At 44.5% G+C, this 17,716-nt stretch carries 10 protein-coding genes and 1 pseudogene; 8 read left to right on the plus strand and 3 right to left on the minus strand.

What is annotated here, in order from left to right; all coding sequences use genetic code 11:
• The first annotated feature begins 489 nt into the window (after nucleotides 1-489).
• The 5 genes and pseudogenes from HMPREF9007_RS16470 to HMPREF9007_RS16450 all read left to right on the plus strand — a co-directional run bounded on the left by HMPREF9007_RS16470 (nucleotide 490) and on the right by HMPREF9007_RS16450 (nucleotide 8,761).
• Nucleotides 490-1,479 carry a GSCFA domain-containing protein gene (locus HMPREF9007_RS16470; protein WP_008760983.1) on the plus strand — a complete coding sequence of 330 codons (990 nt, stop codon included), beginning with the start codon at nucleotides 490-492 and terminating at the stop codon, nucleotides 1,477-1,479.
• Entirely contained in the window at nucleotides 1,455-4,004 is a 2,550-nt protein-coding gene (locus HMPREF9007_RS16465) for a bifunctional UDP-N-acetylmuramoyl-tripeptide:D-alanyl-D-alanine ligase/alanine racemase (RefSeq protein WP_008760984.1), read from the plus strand. The genes HMPREF9007_RS16470 and HMPREF9007_RS16465 overlap by 25 nt, the downstream gene beginning before the upstream one ends.
• Nucleotides 4,005-4,212: 208 nt before the next feature.
• Nucleotides 4,213-4,434 carry a twin-arginine translocase TatA/TatE family subunit gene (gene tatA / locus HMPREF9007_RS16460; RefSeq protein WP_008760985.1) on the plus strand — a complete coding sequence of 74 codons (222 nt, stop codon included), beginning with the start codon at nucleotides 4,213-4,215 and terminating at the stop codon, nucleotides 4,432-4,434.
• A gap of 6 nt (nucleotides 4,435-4,440) precedes the next feature.
• A complete protein-coding gene (gene tatC, locus HMPREF9007_RS16455) occupies nucleotides 4,441-5,271 on the plus strand; it encodes a twin-arginine translocase subunit TatC (protein WP_008760986.1) in 831 nt (276 codons plus the stop codon).
• Between the two features lie 114 nt (nucleotides 5,272-5,385).
• Nucleotides 5,386-8,761, plus strand: a pseudogene (locus HMPREF9007_RS16450) (AAA domain-containing protein).
• 370 nt (nucleotides 8,762-9,131) lie between these two features.
• Here HMPREF9007_RS16450 and HMPREF9007_RS16445 read toward each other — a convergent pair.
• From HMPREF9007_RS16445 to HMPREF9007_RS16435, 3 genes are all read right to left on the minus strand, one after another.
• Nucleotides 9,132-10,649, minus strand: coding sequence for an MFS transporter (locus HMPREF9007_RS16445; RefSeq protein WP_008760987.1), 1,518 nt, complete (start codon nucleotides 10,647-10,649; stop codon nucleotides 9,132-9,134).
• A gap of 259 nt (nucleotides 10,650-10,908) precedes the next feature.
• Nucleotides 10,909-11,829, minus strand: coding sequence for a 5-dehydro-4-deoxy-D-glucuronate isomerase (kduI, locus tag HMPREF9007_RS16440; RefSeq protein WP_008760988.1), 921 nt, complete (start codon nucleotides 11,827-11,829; stop codon nucleotides 10,909-10,911).
• 32 nt (nucleotides 11,830-11,861) lie between these two features.
• Nucleotides 11,862-13,259 (minus strand): PTS transporter subunit IIC, encoded by a 1,398-nt coding sequence (locus HMPREF9007_RS16435; protein ID WP_008760989.1) that lies wholly within the window; start codon nucleotides 13,257-13,259, stop codon nucleotides 11,862-11,864.
• A 301-nt stretch (nucleotides 13,260-13,560) separates the two neighbouring features.
• Here HMPREF9007_RS16435 and HMPREF9007_RS16430 point away from each other — a divergent pair, with 301 nt between their 5' ends.
• The 3 genes from HMPREF9007_RS16430 (at nucleotide 13,561) to HMPREF9007_RS16420 (ending at nucleotide 17,592) form a co-directional block, all read left to right on the plus strand.
• Nucleotides 13,561-14,760 (plus strand): glycoside hydrolase family 88 protein, encoded by a 1,200-nt coding sequence (locus HMPREF9007_RS16430; protein WP_008760990.1) that lies wholly within the window; start codon nucleotides 13,561-13,563, stop codon nucleotides 14,758-14,760.
• 9 nt (nucleotides 14,761-14,769) lie between these two features.
• Nucleotides 14,770-15,753: a pectinesterase family protein gene (locus HMPREF9007_RS16425; RefSeq protein ID WP_008760991.1), complete on the plus strand. Its 984-nt coding sequence runs from the start codon at nucleotides 14,770-14,772 to the stop codon at nucleotides 15,751-15,753.
• Between the two features lie 111 nt (nucleotides 15,754-15,864).
• A complete protein-coding gene (locus HMPREF9007_RS16420; protein WP_008760992.1) occupies nucleotides 15,865-17,592 on the plus strand; it encodes a pectinesterase family protein in 1,728 nt (575 codons plus the stop codon).
• Nucleotides 17,593-17,716: the final 124 nt, after the last annotated feature.

The following is a 17,716-nucleotide window of genomic DNA, read 5'->3' on the forward strand; positions in this document are numbered from 1 at the left end:
ATGTGGACTAATATTACTAATCAAATAGAATCTCTATTAGGGAAATAAAAGTTGCATGAAAAAAGAGAACATGAACTTGTAGAAACGTTCGTATCGTTATTAATAAATTTGATGATCGTTTATTATAGACGTGTCTTCCGTTTATTAGAAACTCTAAAATGAGATTTTGTAGGAAAAAGATTGAATTAATGCAACAAAAAAGGCTGCAAACTTCATAGAGCTTGCAGCCTTTGGGCTATATCAATCATCTTATTCCTTAGTAAAATGAGAAGGAATAAGCTGTATTTGTTGTAATATGATACTGTGTTTTATCCATGTTTTCTATTCTTTTATATCCGTTATTCATTGATTTTCTGTTTTCGGTCTACAAATATACAACATAAAAAGCCATTTGTCAAGCCTTGAATAGATTTGCGATTAAAATAAAGCGGAATATCGTATCTTTGTCGTACTTTTGCAAGAGAGAAACAATCGAAAGAAGGAGAGTATATGGATTTTCAAACAAAGGTAGAACTACCGGCGGGCTTGCCGCCTGTCAGTCATGCGGAACGGATTCTTTTGATGGGGTCTTGTTTTGCAGAGAACGTGGGCAGGTTGCTGGCTGAAAATAAGTTTCGTGTTGATATGAATCCTTTCGGGATTCTCTATAATCCGCTGTCGGTCTCTACGGCTTTGGTGGAGATATTGAAGGGGAAGGTGTATCAGGAGAAAGACTTATTCCTATATAAGGAGTGCTGGCATAGTCCGATGCATCATGGTTTGTTCTCTGCGTCATCGCTGGAGGAAGTACTTGAAAAGATAAACACTCGCTTGTCGCAGGCCCATCGTTCGGTTCACGAGCTAGACTGGCTGATGCTGACTTTCGGCACTGCCTACGTATATGAACAGAAAGAAACAAGGCAGGTAGTCTCCAATTGCCATAAACTGCCGGAGAACTGCTTCAACCGCCGGATTCTTTCGGTAGATGAGATCGTGAACGAATATACTTCGTTGATTACCAGTATGGTGGCGCGTAACTCTCGCTTGAAGGTCTTGTTCACGGTCAGCCCTATCCGGCATATACGTGACGGGATGCATGCCAACCAGTTGAGTAAATCGACCTTATTGCTTGCCATCGACCGCCTGCAACAGCTCTTCCCGGATCATGTGTTCTACTTTCCTTCTTATGAGATCGTTTTGGATGAACTGCGTGATTATCGTTTCTATGCCGATGACATGCTCCATCCGTCTCCGTTGGCTGTCCGTTATTTGTGGGAACGCTTTTCGGAGGCCTTCTTTTCTGCCGAAACGAAGCAGGTGATCACTGCCATAGAAGATATTACTAAAGACTTGTCACACAAGCCTTTTCATCCAGAGTCGGAAGCGTATCAACGCTTTTTAGGACAAATAGTGTTAAAAATCGAACGACTTAACGGAAAATACCCGTACTTAGACTTTCAAAAAGAAACAGAACTATGTCATATACGATTGAATCCATAGCCGAATATATCGGTGCACGCCGTGTCGGAGAGCATGAAGCGACGATTGATTGGCTACTTACAGATAGCCGCTCTTTGAGCTTTCCGGAAGAAACCCTTTTCTTTGCTTTGCCCACCAAACGTAATAATGGTGCACGCTATATCTCCGAACTATATGATCGGGGAGTGCGCAACTTCGTGGTTACGGAAGAAGACTTTAAGAGAATGGAGAATGGAGAATGGAAAATGGAGAATGCTATGCAGCAGGATGGTGCGCAGCCTACTCCCAACTCTCGACTCTCCATTCTCGATTTCTCCAATTTCTTGATCGTGGCGAATCCTTTGAAGGCTTTGCAGAAGCTGGCCGAGGCTCATCGGGAGAATTTCAAGATTCCGGTAATCGGTATCACGGGCAGTAATGGAAAGACCATTGTGAAAGAGTGGTTGCATCAATTATTGAGTCCGGACCGCTGCATTGTCCGTTCGCCCCGCAGTTATAATTCTCAGATCGGCGTTCCCTTGTCCGTCTGGCAACTGAATGAAGAAGCCGAATTGGGCATTTTCGAAGCCGGTATCTCCGAAATGGGGGAGATGGGGGCCTTGAAGCGCATGATTAAACCGACTATCGGTATTCTGACTAATATAGGCGGTGCCCATCAGGAGAATTTCTTCTCATTGCAGGAGAAATGTATGGAGAAGTTGACACTCTTTAAAGATTGCGATGTGGTGATCTATAATGGAGATAACGAGCTGATCAGTAATTGTGTGGCAAAGTCGATGCTGACAGCCCGTGAGATTGCATGGAGCTGCAAGGATATCGAGCGCCCTCTTTATATCAGCAAGGTGACAAAGAAAGAAGATCATACTGTGATTGCTTACCGCTATCTGGATATGGATAATATCTTCTGTATTCCTTTTATAGACGATGCTTCCATCGAAAATGCGTTGAACTGCCTGGCAGCCTGTCTTTATCTGATGACTCCTGCCGATCAGATTACCGAACGGATGGCACGGCTCGAACCGATCGCCATGCGCCTGGAAGTAAAAGAAGGCAAGAATAATTGTATACTCATCAACGATAGCTACAATTCGGACTTGGCTTCTCTGGATATAGCACTGGATTTCCTGGTACGCCGTTCGGAAAAGAAAGGACTGAAACGGACACTTATCTTATCGGATATTTTGGAGACAGGGCAGAGTACGGCTACGCTTTACCGTCGGGTAGCACAACTGATAAAGAGCCGGGGCATCAACAAGCTGATCGGTGTAGGAGCGGAGATTTCTTCGTGTGCCGCTCGCTTCGAAGGTACGCCGGAACGATACTTCTTCCCCGATACAGACGCCTTGCTAAGATCGGGCATTTTCAAAACCCTTCATTCGGAAGTCATTCTGATAAAAGGTTCCCGCGTATTCAACTTTGATCTGGTATCGGAAGAGCTGGAACTGAAAGTGCATGAAACGATTCTGGAAGTGAACTTGGGTGCGATGGTTGCCAATCTGAATCACTATCGCTCCATGCTCCGCCATCCGGAGACGAAAATGATCTGTATGGTGAAGGCTGCTGCCTACGGAGCCGGATCATACGAGATTGCCAAAACATTGCAGGAGCATCATGTAGATTACCTTGCTGTAGCCGTTGCCGACGAAGGCTCCGAACTGCGTAAAGCAGGCATCACCTCCTCCATTATCATCATGGACCCCGAACTGACATCGTTCAAAACGATGTTCGATTATAAACTCGAACCGGAAGTGTACAACTTCCATTTGCTCGACGCACTGATTAAGGCGGCCGAGAAAGAAGGAATCACCAACTTCCCGATTCATGTCAAACTGGATACGGGTATGCACCGTCTTGGTTTTTCCGTCGATGAAATTCCGTTGTTGATCCGTCGTCTGAAAAGTCAGAATGCGGTTATTCCCCGATCGGTATTTTCTCATTTTGTGGGAAGTGATTCGGCGCAATTCGACTTCTTCACCCGTCAGCAGATTGAACTGTTCGAGAAAGGTTCGCAGGAATTGCAGGAAGCTTTCTCACACAAGATTCTGCGTCATATCTGCAATACAGCCGGTATCGAACGTTTTCCCGGTGCGCAGTTTGATATGGTGCGTCTGGGGATAGGACTCTATGGGGTAAGCCCAATCGACAATTCGATTATCAATAATGTAAGTACGCTTAAGACTACGATTCTTCAGATTCGGGACGTGCCCGGAGAAGATACGGTAGGCTATAGCCGGATGGGACATCTGACGCGTCCTTCCCGCATTGCGGCAATTCCTATCGGGTATGCCGATGGCTTGAACCGCCATCTGGGACGTGGCAATGCTTACTGTCTGGTGAATGGCAAGAAAGCTCCCTATGTAGGAAATATCTGTATGGATGTCTGTATGATTGACGTGACGGATATCGATTGCAGGGAAGGGGACAAAGCTGTCATCTTCGGTGACGACCTGCCGATAACCACACTTTCGGATAAGTTGGGGACGATCCCTTACGAAGTGCTGACCAGCATCTCGAACCGTGTGAAGCGAGTCTACTATCAGGACTAAAGCGCAGGCGGTAAAAACAGAATTATATGTAGTAGAATAGTGAATGGAAGACTATAAAGGTTAACGATGGGTAAATGGGCGGTAAATGATAACGGGTATACTTAAATTATTTCCCGTTTCCTGTTTATAGTTTCCTGTTTTTCTTTTATAGTCTGCCGTTTTTCTTTATATTTGCACCAACTAATAAACCTCTATAATTAATAAACATATGACAAACTTATTATTATTAGGCTTTTTGCCTAGTGGCTCTGAATGGATCATTATTGCTCTTGTTATTCTTCTCCTTTTCGGTGGTAAGAAGATACCCGAACTGATGCGTGGCTTAGGTAAAGGAGTAAAGAGCTTTAAAGATGGTGTGAACGAGGCAAAAGAAGAAATCAATAAGGCAAAAGACGAAATCGACGCACCGGCAGATTCAGCTAAGAAATAATAAGCAATGGCAGAAATGACCTTCTGGGATCATTTGGATGAGTTGCGTCGGGTACTTTTTCGTGTTATCGGAGTCTGGTTTGTATTGGCAATCGGCTATTTCGTAGCGATGCCTTATTTGTTCGACCATGTAATACTGGCGCCTTGCCATAATGATTTTGTATTTTACGACTTACTACGCTTTATCGGTCAGAAATTCGATTTGACTGATGAATTTTTTACGCAGGAGTTTAAGGTGAAGCTTGTCAATATCAATTTGGCAGCTCCTTTCTTTATACATATGTCGACAGCTTTCTGGATGTCGGTAGTGACGGCTATGCCCTATATTTTCTTTGAGGTCTGGCGTTTTATCAATCCGGCCCTTTATCCGAATGAGCGGAAAGGAGTCAGGAAAGCCTTGACCATAGGAACCGGTATGTTCTTTATCGGGGTGCTTATGGGATACTTTATGGTATATCCGCTGACACTCCGTTTCCTCTCTACCTATCAGCTGAGTTCGGAAGTCGAAAATATTCTGTCGCTCAATTCGTATATCGATAACTTTATGATGCTGATTCTCTGTATGGGACTGGCTTTTGAACTTCCGCTGGTGACTTGGTTGTTGTCTTTGCTGGGAGTCGTCAATAAGTCTTTCCTGCGCAAATATCGCCGTCATGCAGTTGTCATTATCGTAATAGCTGCCGCTATCATCACTCCGACGGGCGACCCGTTCACACTGAGTGTTGTGGCTATTCCGCTTTATCTGCTCTATGAAATGAGTATTCTGATGATAAAGGATAAGAAGGAAGTTCCTGAGTTGGAAGAAGAAGAGGAAGAAGAAGGCGTGGCAAAAGTCTGATAAGCCAATTATTTATCGTTCGTTTCCCCAAGTGTGTGTCAAAAGTCGATAGTAACTCAATTGAGGCTGACTTTTGACACACACATGTAATTTTTATAATATCCCTTTTGTCGTATGGAAAATGAAGGAAGAGAATCTTATGAAATTCTTTTAGCCGTTTGTAAGGCGGATCATTTGCAGCTGACTATTGGCTACAAACAGATGCGCGACTTGCTGGAAAGGCTTTGCCGCCTACATATGCACAACGGTAGTCTGCAGATGACCGATCTTTCCGCACGAATTAGTTTTGTAGCGGCCAAAGTGGGGCTTTCTGTAGCGGAGCAAAACAGACTGCATACCTTCCGACTGACCTCCAATGCCATTCTGAACCGACAACAGGAACCTACCCGCGAACACCTTCTGCGGGATGCGAAAACGCTGGCTTTCTTCATCCGTAAACTTTTTGAGGAAGATATTCCACAGGAACTGTATCGTTTGCTTCCCCGGACGGATGCAACTTATATCGTAGCTCCTCCAGCACACAAGCAGGTGCAGCGGATGCGCGTCTGTTTCCAGTATTCCGACGAGCAGTATCTGTATGTGACTCCTTTGGATGAAATAGCTGACGAATCGTTGCGTGTCCGTTACAATATTCCTCAGATCAATGAAGAATTTGCGGAAACCTGTCAGTTGCTCTGGCGCCATGCACAACTCAACTTGCTGGATGTCGCTGTTGACGAAGCAGGAATTCTGACCCCTTCGTTCATTGTCCTTGAACCGGATTATCTGCTTGATATCAGTTCATTGGCAGAATGTTACCGTGATTATGGACATCATCCGGCAAACTATTTCCTTTCCCGTCTTCAGCCGATAGAGAATGCACGCCCGTTGCTTTTAGGAAATATAGCCAACCTTTTCCTCGATGAGTGGATACATGCGGAAGGGGAGGTGGATTATCTGAAATGTATGCAGAAAGCTTTCCGGCGTTATCCGATTGAACTGGCTGCTTGTGCCGACCTGCGTGATCGGGAGAAGGAACGTCAGTTCTTTGATGACTGCAAACTCCATTTTGATCATATCCGTGAGACGGTGAATGATACTTTTCATGCCGCCGGCTACGAACTGGACAAGACGGATGCCGTGCTCGAACCTTCTTATATATGTGAAGCGCTCGGCCTGCAAGGGCGGCTCGACTATATGCAGCGCGATATGTCTTCTTTCATCGAAATGAAATCGGGAAAGGCTGACGAATATGCGATTCGCGGAAAAGTGGAACCGAAAGAGAATAATAAGGTGCAGATGCTGCTTTATCAGGCAGTTCTGCAATATTCGATGGGGATGGATCACCGGAAGGTAAAGGCTTATCTGCTCTATACACGCTATCCGTTGCTTTATCCTTCCCGTCCTTCATGGGCAATGGTCCGCCGTGTGATCGATCTGCGCAACCGGATTGTAGCGGATGAATATGGCATCCAGTTGCGGAACAGCCTGGAATATACGTCACAAAAACTGGAAGAAATAAAAGCCTCGGTACTAAACGAGCGGGGATTGTCGGGACGTTTTTGGGAGACGTATCTGCGCCCTTCTATCGATAATTTCCATGAGAAGTTGAAATCTCTCTCCACTTTAGAGAAAAGCTACTTCTATGCACTCTATAATTTTATAACGAAGGAACTTTATACGTCCAAGTCCGGTGATGTGGATTATGAGGGACGTACAGGAGCCGCTTCTTTATGGCTTTCCACTTTGGCGGAGAAATGCGAATCGGGGGAGATCATCTATGATTTAAGAATTAAAGAGAATCACGCAGCCGACGAACATAAATCCCACCTGTTGCTGGTACCGTCCGGAGAACTTCAGAGAACGGTGGCGGATGATGCGCAGCACACCCTCCCTAACTTCCGTCAGGGCGATGCCATCGTGCTTTACGAACGGAATGCGGATACGGATAACGTCACCAACAAGATGGTATTCAAAGGCAATATCGACTATCTGAACGAGAATGAAATCTGCATCCGTCTGCGTGCTACCCAGCAGAATTCCTCCGTACTTCCGTCTGATAGCCTCTATGCTATTGAGCACGATGCGATGGATACTACTTTCCGTAGCATGTACCAGGGACTTTATGCTTTTATGTCTGCTACAAAAGAGCGTCGTGATTTGCTGCTCTCTCAACGGGAGCCGCAATTTGATGTGGCATTGGATAAGCAGATAGCCGAAGCTGCCGATGACTTTACTCGTATTGCTTTGAAAGCGAAAGCAGCAAAGGACTATTTTCTGCTGGTAGGGCCTCCGGGAACTGGTAAAACGTCTTGTGCACTGAAGAAGATGGTCGAAACCTTTTATAAAGAGGAAGGAGCCCAAATTTTATTGCTCTCGTACACTAACCGTGCCGTAGATGAAATCTGTAAAGCACTTTCTTCCATTCGTCCGGAAGTAGATTTCATTCGTGTGGGAAGCGAGCTTTTCATGTGACGAGAACTATCGGGATCATTTGATAGAGAATGAACTTGCTACCTGTATGCGTCGTACAGAGGTTTGCGAACGTATTAACCGCTGTCGTATATTAGTCGGTACAGTAGCGTCTATCTCCGGCAAACCGGAACTTTTCCGATTGAAGCATTTCGATGTGGCTATTGTAGATGAGGCTACTCAGATACTGGAACCTCAGTTGTTGGGTATACTTTGTGCCAAAGGAGAAAACGGAAAAGAGGGCGTTGGCAAATTTATCCTGATAGGCGATCATAAGCAACTTCCGGCTGTCGTCTTGCAGAATACGGAACAATCGGAAGTATACGATGAAGCCCTGTCTGCTGTCGGACTGAAGAACTTGAAAGATTCTCTGTTTGAAAGACTGTATCGCACAGCCCGTCAGCATACCGATGCCCATCGTACTTACGATATGCTCTGCCGTCAGGGACGTATGCACCCCGAAGTGGCTCTGTTCGCCAATCAAGCTTTCTATGAAGGTCGGCTGCTGCCTGTCGGACTGCCGCATCAACTGGAAGATTCCGGAAATATCAACCGGCTGTCTTTCTATCCTTCGCAGCCCGAACCGATGGGTTCTTCTGCTAAAACAAACCATTCGGAAGCAAAGATTGCTGCTCGTCTGGCCGCAACTATCTATAAAGAACATTCGAAAGCATTTGACGCCTCCCGCACATTGGGGATCATTACTCCATATCGCAGTCAGATAGCTTTAATCAAGAAGGAAATAGAAGCTCTCGGCATTTCCGAACTGAATCAGATATTGATTGACACTGTAGAACGTTTTCAGGGAAGTGAACGCGATGTGATTATTTATTCATTCTGTGTGAACTATCCGTATCAGTTGAAATTTCTTTCCAATCTGACAGAAGAAGACGGAATTCTGATTGACCGGAAACTGAACGTTGCCTTGACACGTGCAAGAAAACAGATGCTGCTGACAGGTGTGCCGACGCTGTTGGAGCGTAATCCACTCTATAAAAGTTTATTAAAATTAATAGAGAGCCTCCGGAATATTGCATAATTTTTGCAGACGTTAGTTTTTATTCTCTCTTTATGCAATTCATTAACACCTATTTGTTGAACAAACCCCTATCTTTGCAATACGTTTTTTTCATAGAGATTTAGATTTAAGGTTAGAAGAATTGTGGAAGTCGTGAGACTTCCCTTTTTTTCATCTTAACGTTTACTATCCTTCATTGTTTGAATGTGCAAGATATTTTGTAAAATAGTACAGGATGGCTATGAAGAATAAGTAAACCTAAAAAGCCTTCTTCGTGAGAAGAGGCTTTTTTGTTTTTGGAACTTTTTGAATAAATAATTGGTTAAAAAAACAGGAGGACAAACTCATGCTGAGTGCCCTCCTGTTTTTTATTCTATATAATTATATCGGATTAATCCAATACGATAGGTTTATATTTAGGAACCAGTGCTTTCATAATAACCCAACCGATCAGGTAAGCTACTGCGCATACGCAGAAGATTACAAAGTAACCGGCAGGCTTGCCTTCGAAGCCCATGAATGTCATCGCAGGATGTACAAACTGTGATCCTTGTTCCAGCAGTTCTTTCGTCATTTCCACTTCTTTACCGTCAACCATAGTTGTTCCGGAAGCATATACAAATAAGTTACCTGCCACTTTCTGAAGAATCATTGAACCGATACCACCGGCCATACCACCGATACCGGTGATACTTGCAATCGCTGTTCGGGGGAACATATCACCTACTGTAGAGAAGATATTGGCCGACCACGACTGGTGGGCAGCTCCGCCGATACCGATCAGGATCACGGGGAACCACGGAGAGAATGTTCCCAATGGCTGTGCCAGCAATACCACTAACGGGAAGAATGCGAAAATCAACATTGCTTTCATACGTGCCGCATAAGGGTTCATGCCGGTCTTGTTGATGAAGATAGTAGGAAGCTTGCCACCGTAGATGGATAACATCGTGATTGCGTAAAGCGTGAAGATAAGTCCCATTCCCAGAGGATCGGAAGTTTTGATACCGAATTGGGAGTTCAGGTAAGACGGGGTCCAGAACAGGAAGAACCACCATACACCGTCAGTGGTAAATTTACCGAAGACAAATGCCCAAGTTTGTTTGTAGCTGAAACATTGCCAGAATCTCATCTTTTTCTCGTCTTTCTCCTCTGTTTTCGGACCTGCACCGGCCTCATTCTGGTCTTGTTCGATATATTCAAGTTCGGCTTTGTTTACGTGCTTGCTCTTTGAAGGAGCATCATACATAAATACCCAGAAGCCCATCCAGATAAAACCAAGTCCACCAATAACGATAAACGCCATTTCCCAACCGAAAGCTTTGGCAAGGATAGGAATGGTGAGCGGAGCGATCAAGGCACCGATAGAAGCACCGGCGTTGAAGATGGAAGTAGCATAAGCACGGTCTTTCTTCGGGAAGTACTCGGCAGTTACTTTAATAGCGGCGGGGAAGTTACCGGCTTCTCCGAGAGCAAGTATACAGCGTGCAGCCAGGAAGCAGTACATACTGACAGTAGCGATGGTTACCACCACGTCTCCGGTGGCTCCGGCAAGTTCGGCAGCACTGTGCAGTCCTACCTGCGCTTCTGTTACAATACCACAGACTGCGTGCAGGCAGGCACCGGCAGACCATACGCCGATAGCCCAGAGGAATCCTTTCTTCGTTCCCATCCAGTCCACAAAACGACCGGCAAAGAGCATACATATTGCGTAAACAATAGAAAATACGGAAGTGATAGTACCGTAGTGTGATTCATCCCAGTGAAATTCCGGTTTGATAAATTCATCCCAGGTGAGCGATAGTACCTGGCGGTCGAGATAGTTAACTGTAGTAGCAAAAAATAGCATCGCACAGATCGTCCATCTGTAGTTTGTCATTTTTTCGCCTGTTTTTTGAAATGCATTCATGATAATGGATTTAAATAGATTTTGATTTGCTGACAAAGGTCGGTATTTCAGCTGGATTTTTTTTGTAATAATTGGTCAAAATCATGTATAATTCGTTGCATTATACATATTATTTGTACATAGTAATGTATTATCGTAACAATTTGGTCTCTTTGGGGGAAGAATATGACAAATCCGGAAAACTTCATTCTCTCCCCGTTTCGAGGAAAGAATGAAGTTTTTCGGATCACTTGATATGTGCTAAAGAGCTGCGCAAAGATTAGCGCATTTCTGTATATTTGATTTTATCCATGTCGCCATAGTCAAGATTTTCACCGGCCATACCCCAGATGAACATATAGTTGCTGGTTCCGGCAGCTGCGTGGATCGACCATTCCGGTGACATGATAGCTTGTTCGTTCTGCATCCATACGATACGTTCTTCCTGAGGTTCGCCCATGAAGTGGCAGATGGAGTTGCCTTCCGGTACGTTGAAGTAGAAATATGCTTCCACACGACGAGTGTGAGTATGTGCCGGCATGGTGTTCCATACACTACCCGGTTTCAGTTCAGTCAATCCCATTTGCAGTTGGCAAGGACCTTCTTCAAGTACGTTGTTAACAATCAGCTGGTTGATAACGCGGTCGTTGCTTTCTTCCATCTTTCCTGCCGCGAAAGAATTTGCTTTCAGAGAACCTTTGCGTCCGTCGATGGTGATCAACTGAGTTTTGTACTCCTTGTGGGCAGTAGCGGAGTTGATATAGAATTTTGCAGGTTTGCTGGCATCTTTGCTCTTGAAAGTAACTTTCTGCTTGCCTCTGCCTACATACAATGCATCTTTGAAGTTCAGCGTATATTCCTTGCCGTCAACAGTTACGATACCTTCGCCGCCAATGTTGATAACACCCAGTTCGCGACGTTCGAGGAAATACTTAGCTTTCAGCGGATCGATAGTTTCAAGTACCAGCTCTTTTGTTGCAGGTACGGCACCACCAAAGATGAGGCGGTCGTACATGGAATAAGTCACGTTGATTTGATCAGGAACCATTACTTTTTCCATCAGGAAGCTACTACGCAGGCGGTTTGTATCATACGTTTTCACGTCTTGCGGATTGCAAGCCACCTGCATCTTGTAATTTACCTGGGCAGAAGCAGACATAGCTGCGATACCCATCATCATTGCAATTGCTAATTTTTTCATCTTTCGAATCTTTATTTGGATTATACTTATATTTAATCGTTAGCTGCGTTTTTCGCATCATTTCTTTTCATGCGGATACGGTTGTAGACTGCCATTCCCAGTGCAAGGGCTACGAGGATGGCAGGACCGATAATCTTCAGACTGTAAGTCAGGTGGAAGATACCCCAGCAGAAGAGGCTGGATGCAAAGTCGAGCGCTCCGCCTTCGAAGCCGGCGGGGATATTTACTGTCGGGTCACCCGTAGCGGCATATACGTCTTTGGCAGCCATCGTGAAGAATCCTGCCAGTTCTGTTACGAAGTACAGACCTACGATCAATGCTACCAGTCCGATGATGAATGATTTCACCACATTACCTTTGGTGATGGGCAGAATCATCGGGAATAGGTAGAACATACCGGCCAGAGAAGCCAGCGGTAAGAAACGGTTACCCGGAAGGATCACTGCAAGGAAGATAGTAACCGGGATCAAAAGCAGAGATACAACCAGAGTAGTCGGGTGACCGATAACCAGTGCAGGGCTCATACCGATGCTCAGACCTGTATTATTCTTATATTTTTTAGCGATGAGTTCGCGGGTTGCATCAGAGATAGGTTTCAAACCTTCAATGAAAAGGCTGGTGATACGTGGAATCAACTCCATAACCGCTCCCATTTTGATACCCAATCCAAGGATACCCGGAATGCCGTCCAGTACTTCTTTCCAGCTGGCACAGCCCAAAGCTCCGATACCGCAACCAATCACGATACCCAGGAATAACGGTTCACCCATCAGACCGAATTTCTTCTTCATTCCTTCAGAGTCGATATTCAGTTTGTCGAATCCCGGAATTTTATCTAAAAGCTTGTTGATTACAATCGCGAACGGAACGAAGCTCTGGCAGAAAGGCTGCGGGATAGAGATACCGTCCATCTTATCATAGAACTTCTGAAAAGCAGGAGCAGTCATGTCTGCCATTACCAACGTTATAATGTAGCAAATGATAGCGGCGAAAAATCCCCAGAAAATACTATCGGAGGCGAAGTATACGATAGCCCCGATAAATGCGAAGTGCCAGTAGTTCCAAAGGTCAATATTAACAGTACGGGTTGTTTTGGTCAGTAGCATTAACAGGTTTACTCCCAGACAAACAGGGATAATGAAAGCGCCGACCGAGGTATTATAGGCAACTGCTGCTGCCGAAGGCCATCCCATGTCGAAAATACCGAGTTCCAATCCGTAGATTTCTACCATTTTACTTAATGCCGGACCAAGACTACTGGTCAACAAGGCTGTGACTACAGATAAGCCGACGAAACCGACTCCCACCAACAAACCGCTTTTGAGCGCTTTGGGGAGTTTAATACCGATACATACTCCTAAAATTGTGAAAATGATCGGCATCATTACTGCCGCTCCCAGACCGATAATGTACTTGAATACTTCTTCCATTCTGTTCTATTTTTTCTCTGTTTTTAATGATAAATTACTGTGTTTCCCCAGAGGGTATTAGTTGTAAACCGTGCCAAAAGTACGACCTTTTCCGCTTTATTCCAAAACGAAACTCTTAATTTATCAGTTAATGCATCAAAAATGGACATTTTTGACGTTTACGTGCACAAAATTAGTCGTTTCCGTGCACGAAAAACAAAAAATACACCTTCTTAACTAAAAAATCCCACTCTGTTTGGAGGAAATACACTACTTTCGTAGCATGAAAAAATAGCATGTATAATCCTTAAAACAATAAACCATGAGACGAAGCTCTTTTTATAAATTTTTGATATTAGTAATAATAATGTCAAGCACCATTTCACTGTCGGCGCAGCAGGTGGATGAAAAACTGCCTTGGTCGGTGCGGATGACTGAATCGGAGATGATCCGTTGCCCGGAATCCTGGCAGCTTGATTTTCAGCCCAGACTGAAATGGGACTATTGCCACGGACTGGAATTGGGGGCGATGCTTGATGTATACGATACTTATGGCGACAAGAAAATACGAGATTATGCAATTGCTTATGCAGATACGATGGTGCATGAGGATGGAAGTATTACTGCATACAAATTGACCGATTACAGTCTGGACCGTATCAATTCCGGAAAAATCCTGTTTCGTATCTATGAGCAGACCAAGGATGAAAAGTATAAGAAGGCATTAGACTTGCTCTATAGCCAGTTTGCCGGACAACCTCGTAATGAAGACGGAGGATTCTGGCATAAAAAGATATATCCGCATCAGATGTGGCTGGACGGACTTTATATGGGAGCTCCTTTTTATGCAGAATATGCTTTCCGTAATAATCGCCCGCAGGATTATGCAGACGTCATAAATCAGTTTATTACCTGTGCCCGTCATACGTATGATCCGAAGAATGGTCTTTATCGTCATGCGTGTGATGTAAGTCGCACGGAGCGCTGGGCCGATCCGGTGACAGGACAGTCAAAACATTGTTGGGGACGTGCATTAGGCTGGTATGCGATGGCGTTGGTAGATGTGCTTGATTTTATTCCGAAGCATGAGGCCGGAAGAGATTCGTTGCTTGCAATCTTGGATAATGTAGCGGTTCAGGTAAAGAAACTGCAAGATCCGGAGACCGGTGGATGGTATCAGGTGATGGACAGAAGCGGTGACAAGGGTAATTATCTGGAATCATCCTGTTCGGCAATGTTCATATACAGCCTGTTTAAGGCAGTACGTATGGGATATATCGATCCGTCTTATCTGGATGTAGCAAAGGCTGGTTATGAAGGTTTTCTGAAAAATTTTATTGAAGTGGATAAAGATGGAGTGGTGACTATAACGAAAGCCTGTGCGGTAGCAGGGCTGGGAGGGAAGGTTTATCGTTCCGGCGATTATGACTATTATATAAATGAAACAATCCGTAATAACGACCCGAAAGCAGTAGGACCATTTATTATGGCAAGTCTGGAATACGAACGTTTGCAAAAGTAAATTCTATCGATGAAAAGGAGTATTTTGAAAGGAATGGCGTTGTTTCTTCTGCTTTGTTCAGGAGGAACTTTGGCCTGTGCACAACAGCAAAAGCAAGACACAATAGTCGTGTCACGAGACGGAACGGGAAAATATCGGGATATTCAGGAAGCCGTGGAAGCGGTACGTGCTTTTATGGATTATACGGTGACTATATTTATAAAGAATGGTATATACAAAGAAAAACTGGTGATTCCTTCATGGGTGAAGAACGTGCAGCTGGTAGGCGAAGATGCCGAAAAGACGATCATCACGTATGATGATCATGCCAATATCAATAAAATGGGCACTTTCCGCACTTATACTGTAAAGGTAGAAGGAAGTGACATTACTTTTAAGAATCTGACCATTGAGAACAATGCCGCTCCTTTGGGGCAGGCAGTTGCGCTCCATACCGAAGGAGACAGGCTGATGTTTGTCGGCTGTCGTTTTCTGGGAAATCAGGATACTATTTATACAGGATCGGAGGGTAGCCGCCTGTTATTTACTAACTGCTATATTGAAGGAACTACAGACTTCATCTTCGGCCCTTCTACAGCTTTGTTTGAATATTGCGAATTGCATAGCAAACGCGATTCATATATTACCGCGGCTTCTACTCCGAAGGAGGTGGAGTTTGGTTATGTTTTCAAGAACTGTAAGCTGACAGCCGCTCCCGGTATCAAGAAAGTCTATCTGGGACGTCCTTGGAGACCTTATGCTGCTACGGCTTTTATTAATTGCGAGTTTGGCGGACATATCCGTTCGGAAGGCTGGCACAACTGGAAGAATCCGGAAAACGAAAAGACTGCCCGTTACGCTGAATTTAAAAACACGGGTGAAGGTGCGGATGCTTCCGGACGTGTGAAATGGGCTAAACAACTGACTGATAAAGAAGCGGTGCAATATACTCCGCAGAATATATTTAAGGAATGCAGTAATTGGATCCTTATAAATAACATCAGTTCGATATAAGAGTAATCCGCATTTTGGAAGGAGGAGAATTGAGTTACTCAAATTTATATCGAATTCACGTTAAATAGAAGTCATAAGGGAACTTTGATTTTGAGCCAACAAAATAAGATTATGAAAAACAGACTGCTATTACTGCTTATAGTATTTATCCTTTTCTCCGCTTTTCGTGCGGATAAACCTGTATTGACCATCTTTACGATAGGTGATTCTACGATGGCTAACAAAAATCTGTACGGTGGAAATCCCGAACGCGGCTGGTGTATGGTGCTCCCCGGATTTTTCTCAGAAGATATACGTGTTGATAATCATGCCGCCAATGGCCGCAGTTCCAAAAGTTTCATATCTGAAGGCCGATGGGCAAAAGTGATTTCTCAGGTAAAGAAGGGAGATTATGTCTTTATCCAGTTCGGACACAATGATGAAAAGGCTGATTCTGCACGCCATACTGATCCGGGAACGACCTTTGATGACAATCTCCGTCGTTTCGTCAATGAAACTCGTGCCAAAGGAGGGATTCCTGTGTTGTTCAACTCCATTGTTCGTCGTAATTTTGTACAGCCGGAAGATGCCTCGATTGCCACAGATGCCCGTCGTGCTCCGGGTGAACAGGAACTGCCGAAAGAAGGAAACGTCTTGTACGATACGCACGGTGCCTACCTTGATTCTCCGCGTAATGTGGCAAAAGAGATGGGAGTAGCGTTTATCGATATGAACAAAATTACCCATGATCTGGTGCAGGGACTGGGCCCCGCAGAGTCGAAGAAGTTGTTTATGTTTGTCGAACCTGAAAAAGTTCCGGCTTTCCCGAAAGGCCGGGAAGATAATACCCATTTGAATGTGTACGGAGCACGGACTATCGCCGGGCTGACTGTAGATGCCATCGCAAAAGAAATACCGGAACTGGCAAAATATGTCCGTCATTATGATTACGTAGTGGCACAAGACGGAACAGGTGATTTTTTCACAGTGCAGGAAGCGATAAATGCAGTACCCGATTTTCGCAAGAATGTGCGTACTACTATCTTGGTCCGTAAAGGCACTTATAAAGAGAAGATTATTATTCCGGAATCCAAAATAAATATCTCTCTGATAGGAGAGGACGGTGCGGTACTGACAAATGATGACTTTGCCAATAAGAAAAATGTGTTTGGTGAGAATATGGGAACTTCGGGATCGTCGAGTTGCTACATTTATGCTCCCGATTTCTATGCGGAGAACATCACTTTTGAAAACTCGGCAGGACCGGTAGGACAGGCGGTAGCCTGTTTTGTATCTGCCGACCGTGCGTTCTTTAAGAATTGTCGTTTTCTCGGTTATCAGGATACCCTTTATACGTATGGCAAGCACAGCCGTCAATATTACGAGGATTGCTATATCGAAGGAACGGTTGACTTTATCTTCGGATGGTCTGTAGCCGTATTCAATCGTTGCCATATCCATAGCAAACGTGATGGTTATGTGACGGCACCCTCTACAGATCAAGGCAAAAAGTATGGATATGTTTTTTATGATTGCCGGTTGACTGCTGATCCGGATGTTGCCAAAGTATATCTGTCTCGTCCGTGGCGTCCGTATGCACAGGCTGTATTTATCCGTTGTGAACTGGGCAAACATATCCTTCCGGAAGGCTGGCACAACTGGGGAAAGAAAGAAGCGGAGAAAACCGTATTTTATGCCGAATACGATAGTCGTGGTGAGGGAGCCAATCCGAAAGCCCGCGCAGCTTTCTCTCGTCAACTGAAGAATCTGAAAGGCTACGAGATGGAAACGGTTTTGGCAGGTGAAGATGGCTGGAATCCGGTAAAGAATGGAAATCGGATGGTGGAAGTGAAACGCTGACCGGATCGGAAAGTAACATTATTTGATCAAAAATAAGAGAACGATTCTGTTAAATAAACACTGAATATAGATGTAAGTTCAGCTAAATCATTATCTTTACACCATTCAATATATGTGTGTAATA

Source organism: Bacteroides sp. 1_1_14, assembly GCF_000162515.1.
GTDB classification, from domain to species: Bacteria; Bacteroidota; Bacteroidia; order Bacteroidales; family Bacteroidaceae; genus Bacteroides; species Bacteroides thetaiotaomicron.

Bases quoted from the DNA above. Each gene is read 5' to 3' on its own strand.
- HMPREF9007_RS16470 (WP_008760983.1), top strand. From the start codon at position 490: ATGGATTTTCAAACAAAGGTAGAACTACCGGCGGGCTTGCCGCCTGTC.
- HMPREF9007_RS16465 (WP_008760984.1), top strand. From the start codon at position 1,455: ATGTCATATACGATTGAATCCATAGCCGAATATATCGGTGCACGCCGT.
- tatA (WP_008760985.1), top strand. From the start codon at position 4,213: ATGACAAACTTATTATTATTAGGCTTTTTGCCTAGTGGCTCTGAATGG.
- tatC (WP_008760986.1), top strand. From the start codon at position 4,441: ATGGCAGAAATGACCTTCTGGGATCATTTGGATGAGTTGCGTCGGGTA.
- HMPREF9007_RS16445 (WP_008760987.1), bottom strand. From the start codon at position 10,649: ATGAATGCATTTCAAAAAACAGGCGAAAAAATGACAAACTACAGATGG.
- kduI (WP_008760988.1), bottom strand. From the start codon at position 11,829: ATGAAAAAATTAGCAATTGCAATGATGATGGGTATCGCAGCTATGTCT.
- HMPREF9007_RS16435 (WP_008760989.1), bottom strand. From the start codon at position 13,259: ATGGAAGAAGTATTCAAGTACATTATCGGTCTGGGAGCGGCAGTAATG.
- HMPREF9007_RS16430 (WP_008760990.1), top strand. From the start codon at position 13,561: ATGAGACGAAGCTCTTTTTATAAATTTTTGATATTAGTAATAATAATG.
- HMPREF9007_RS16425 (WP_008760991.1), top strand. From the start codon at position 14,770: ATGAAAAGGAGTATTTTGAAAGGAATGGCGTTGTTTCTTCTGCTTTGT.
- HMPREF9007_RS16420 (WP_008760992.1), top strand. From the start codon at position 15,865: ATGAAAAACAGACTGCTATTACTGCTTATAGTATTTATCCTTTTCTCC.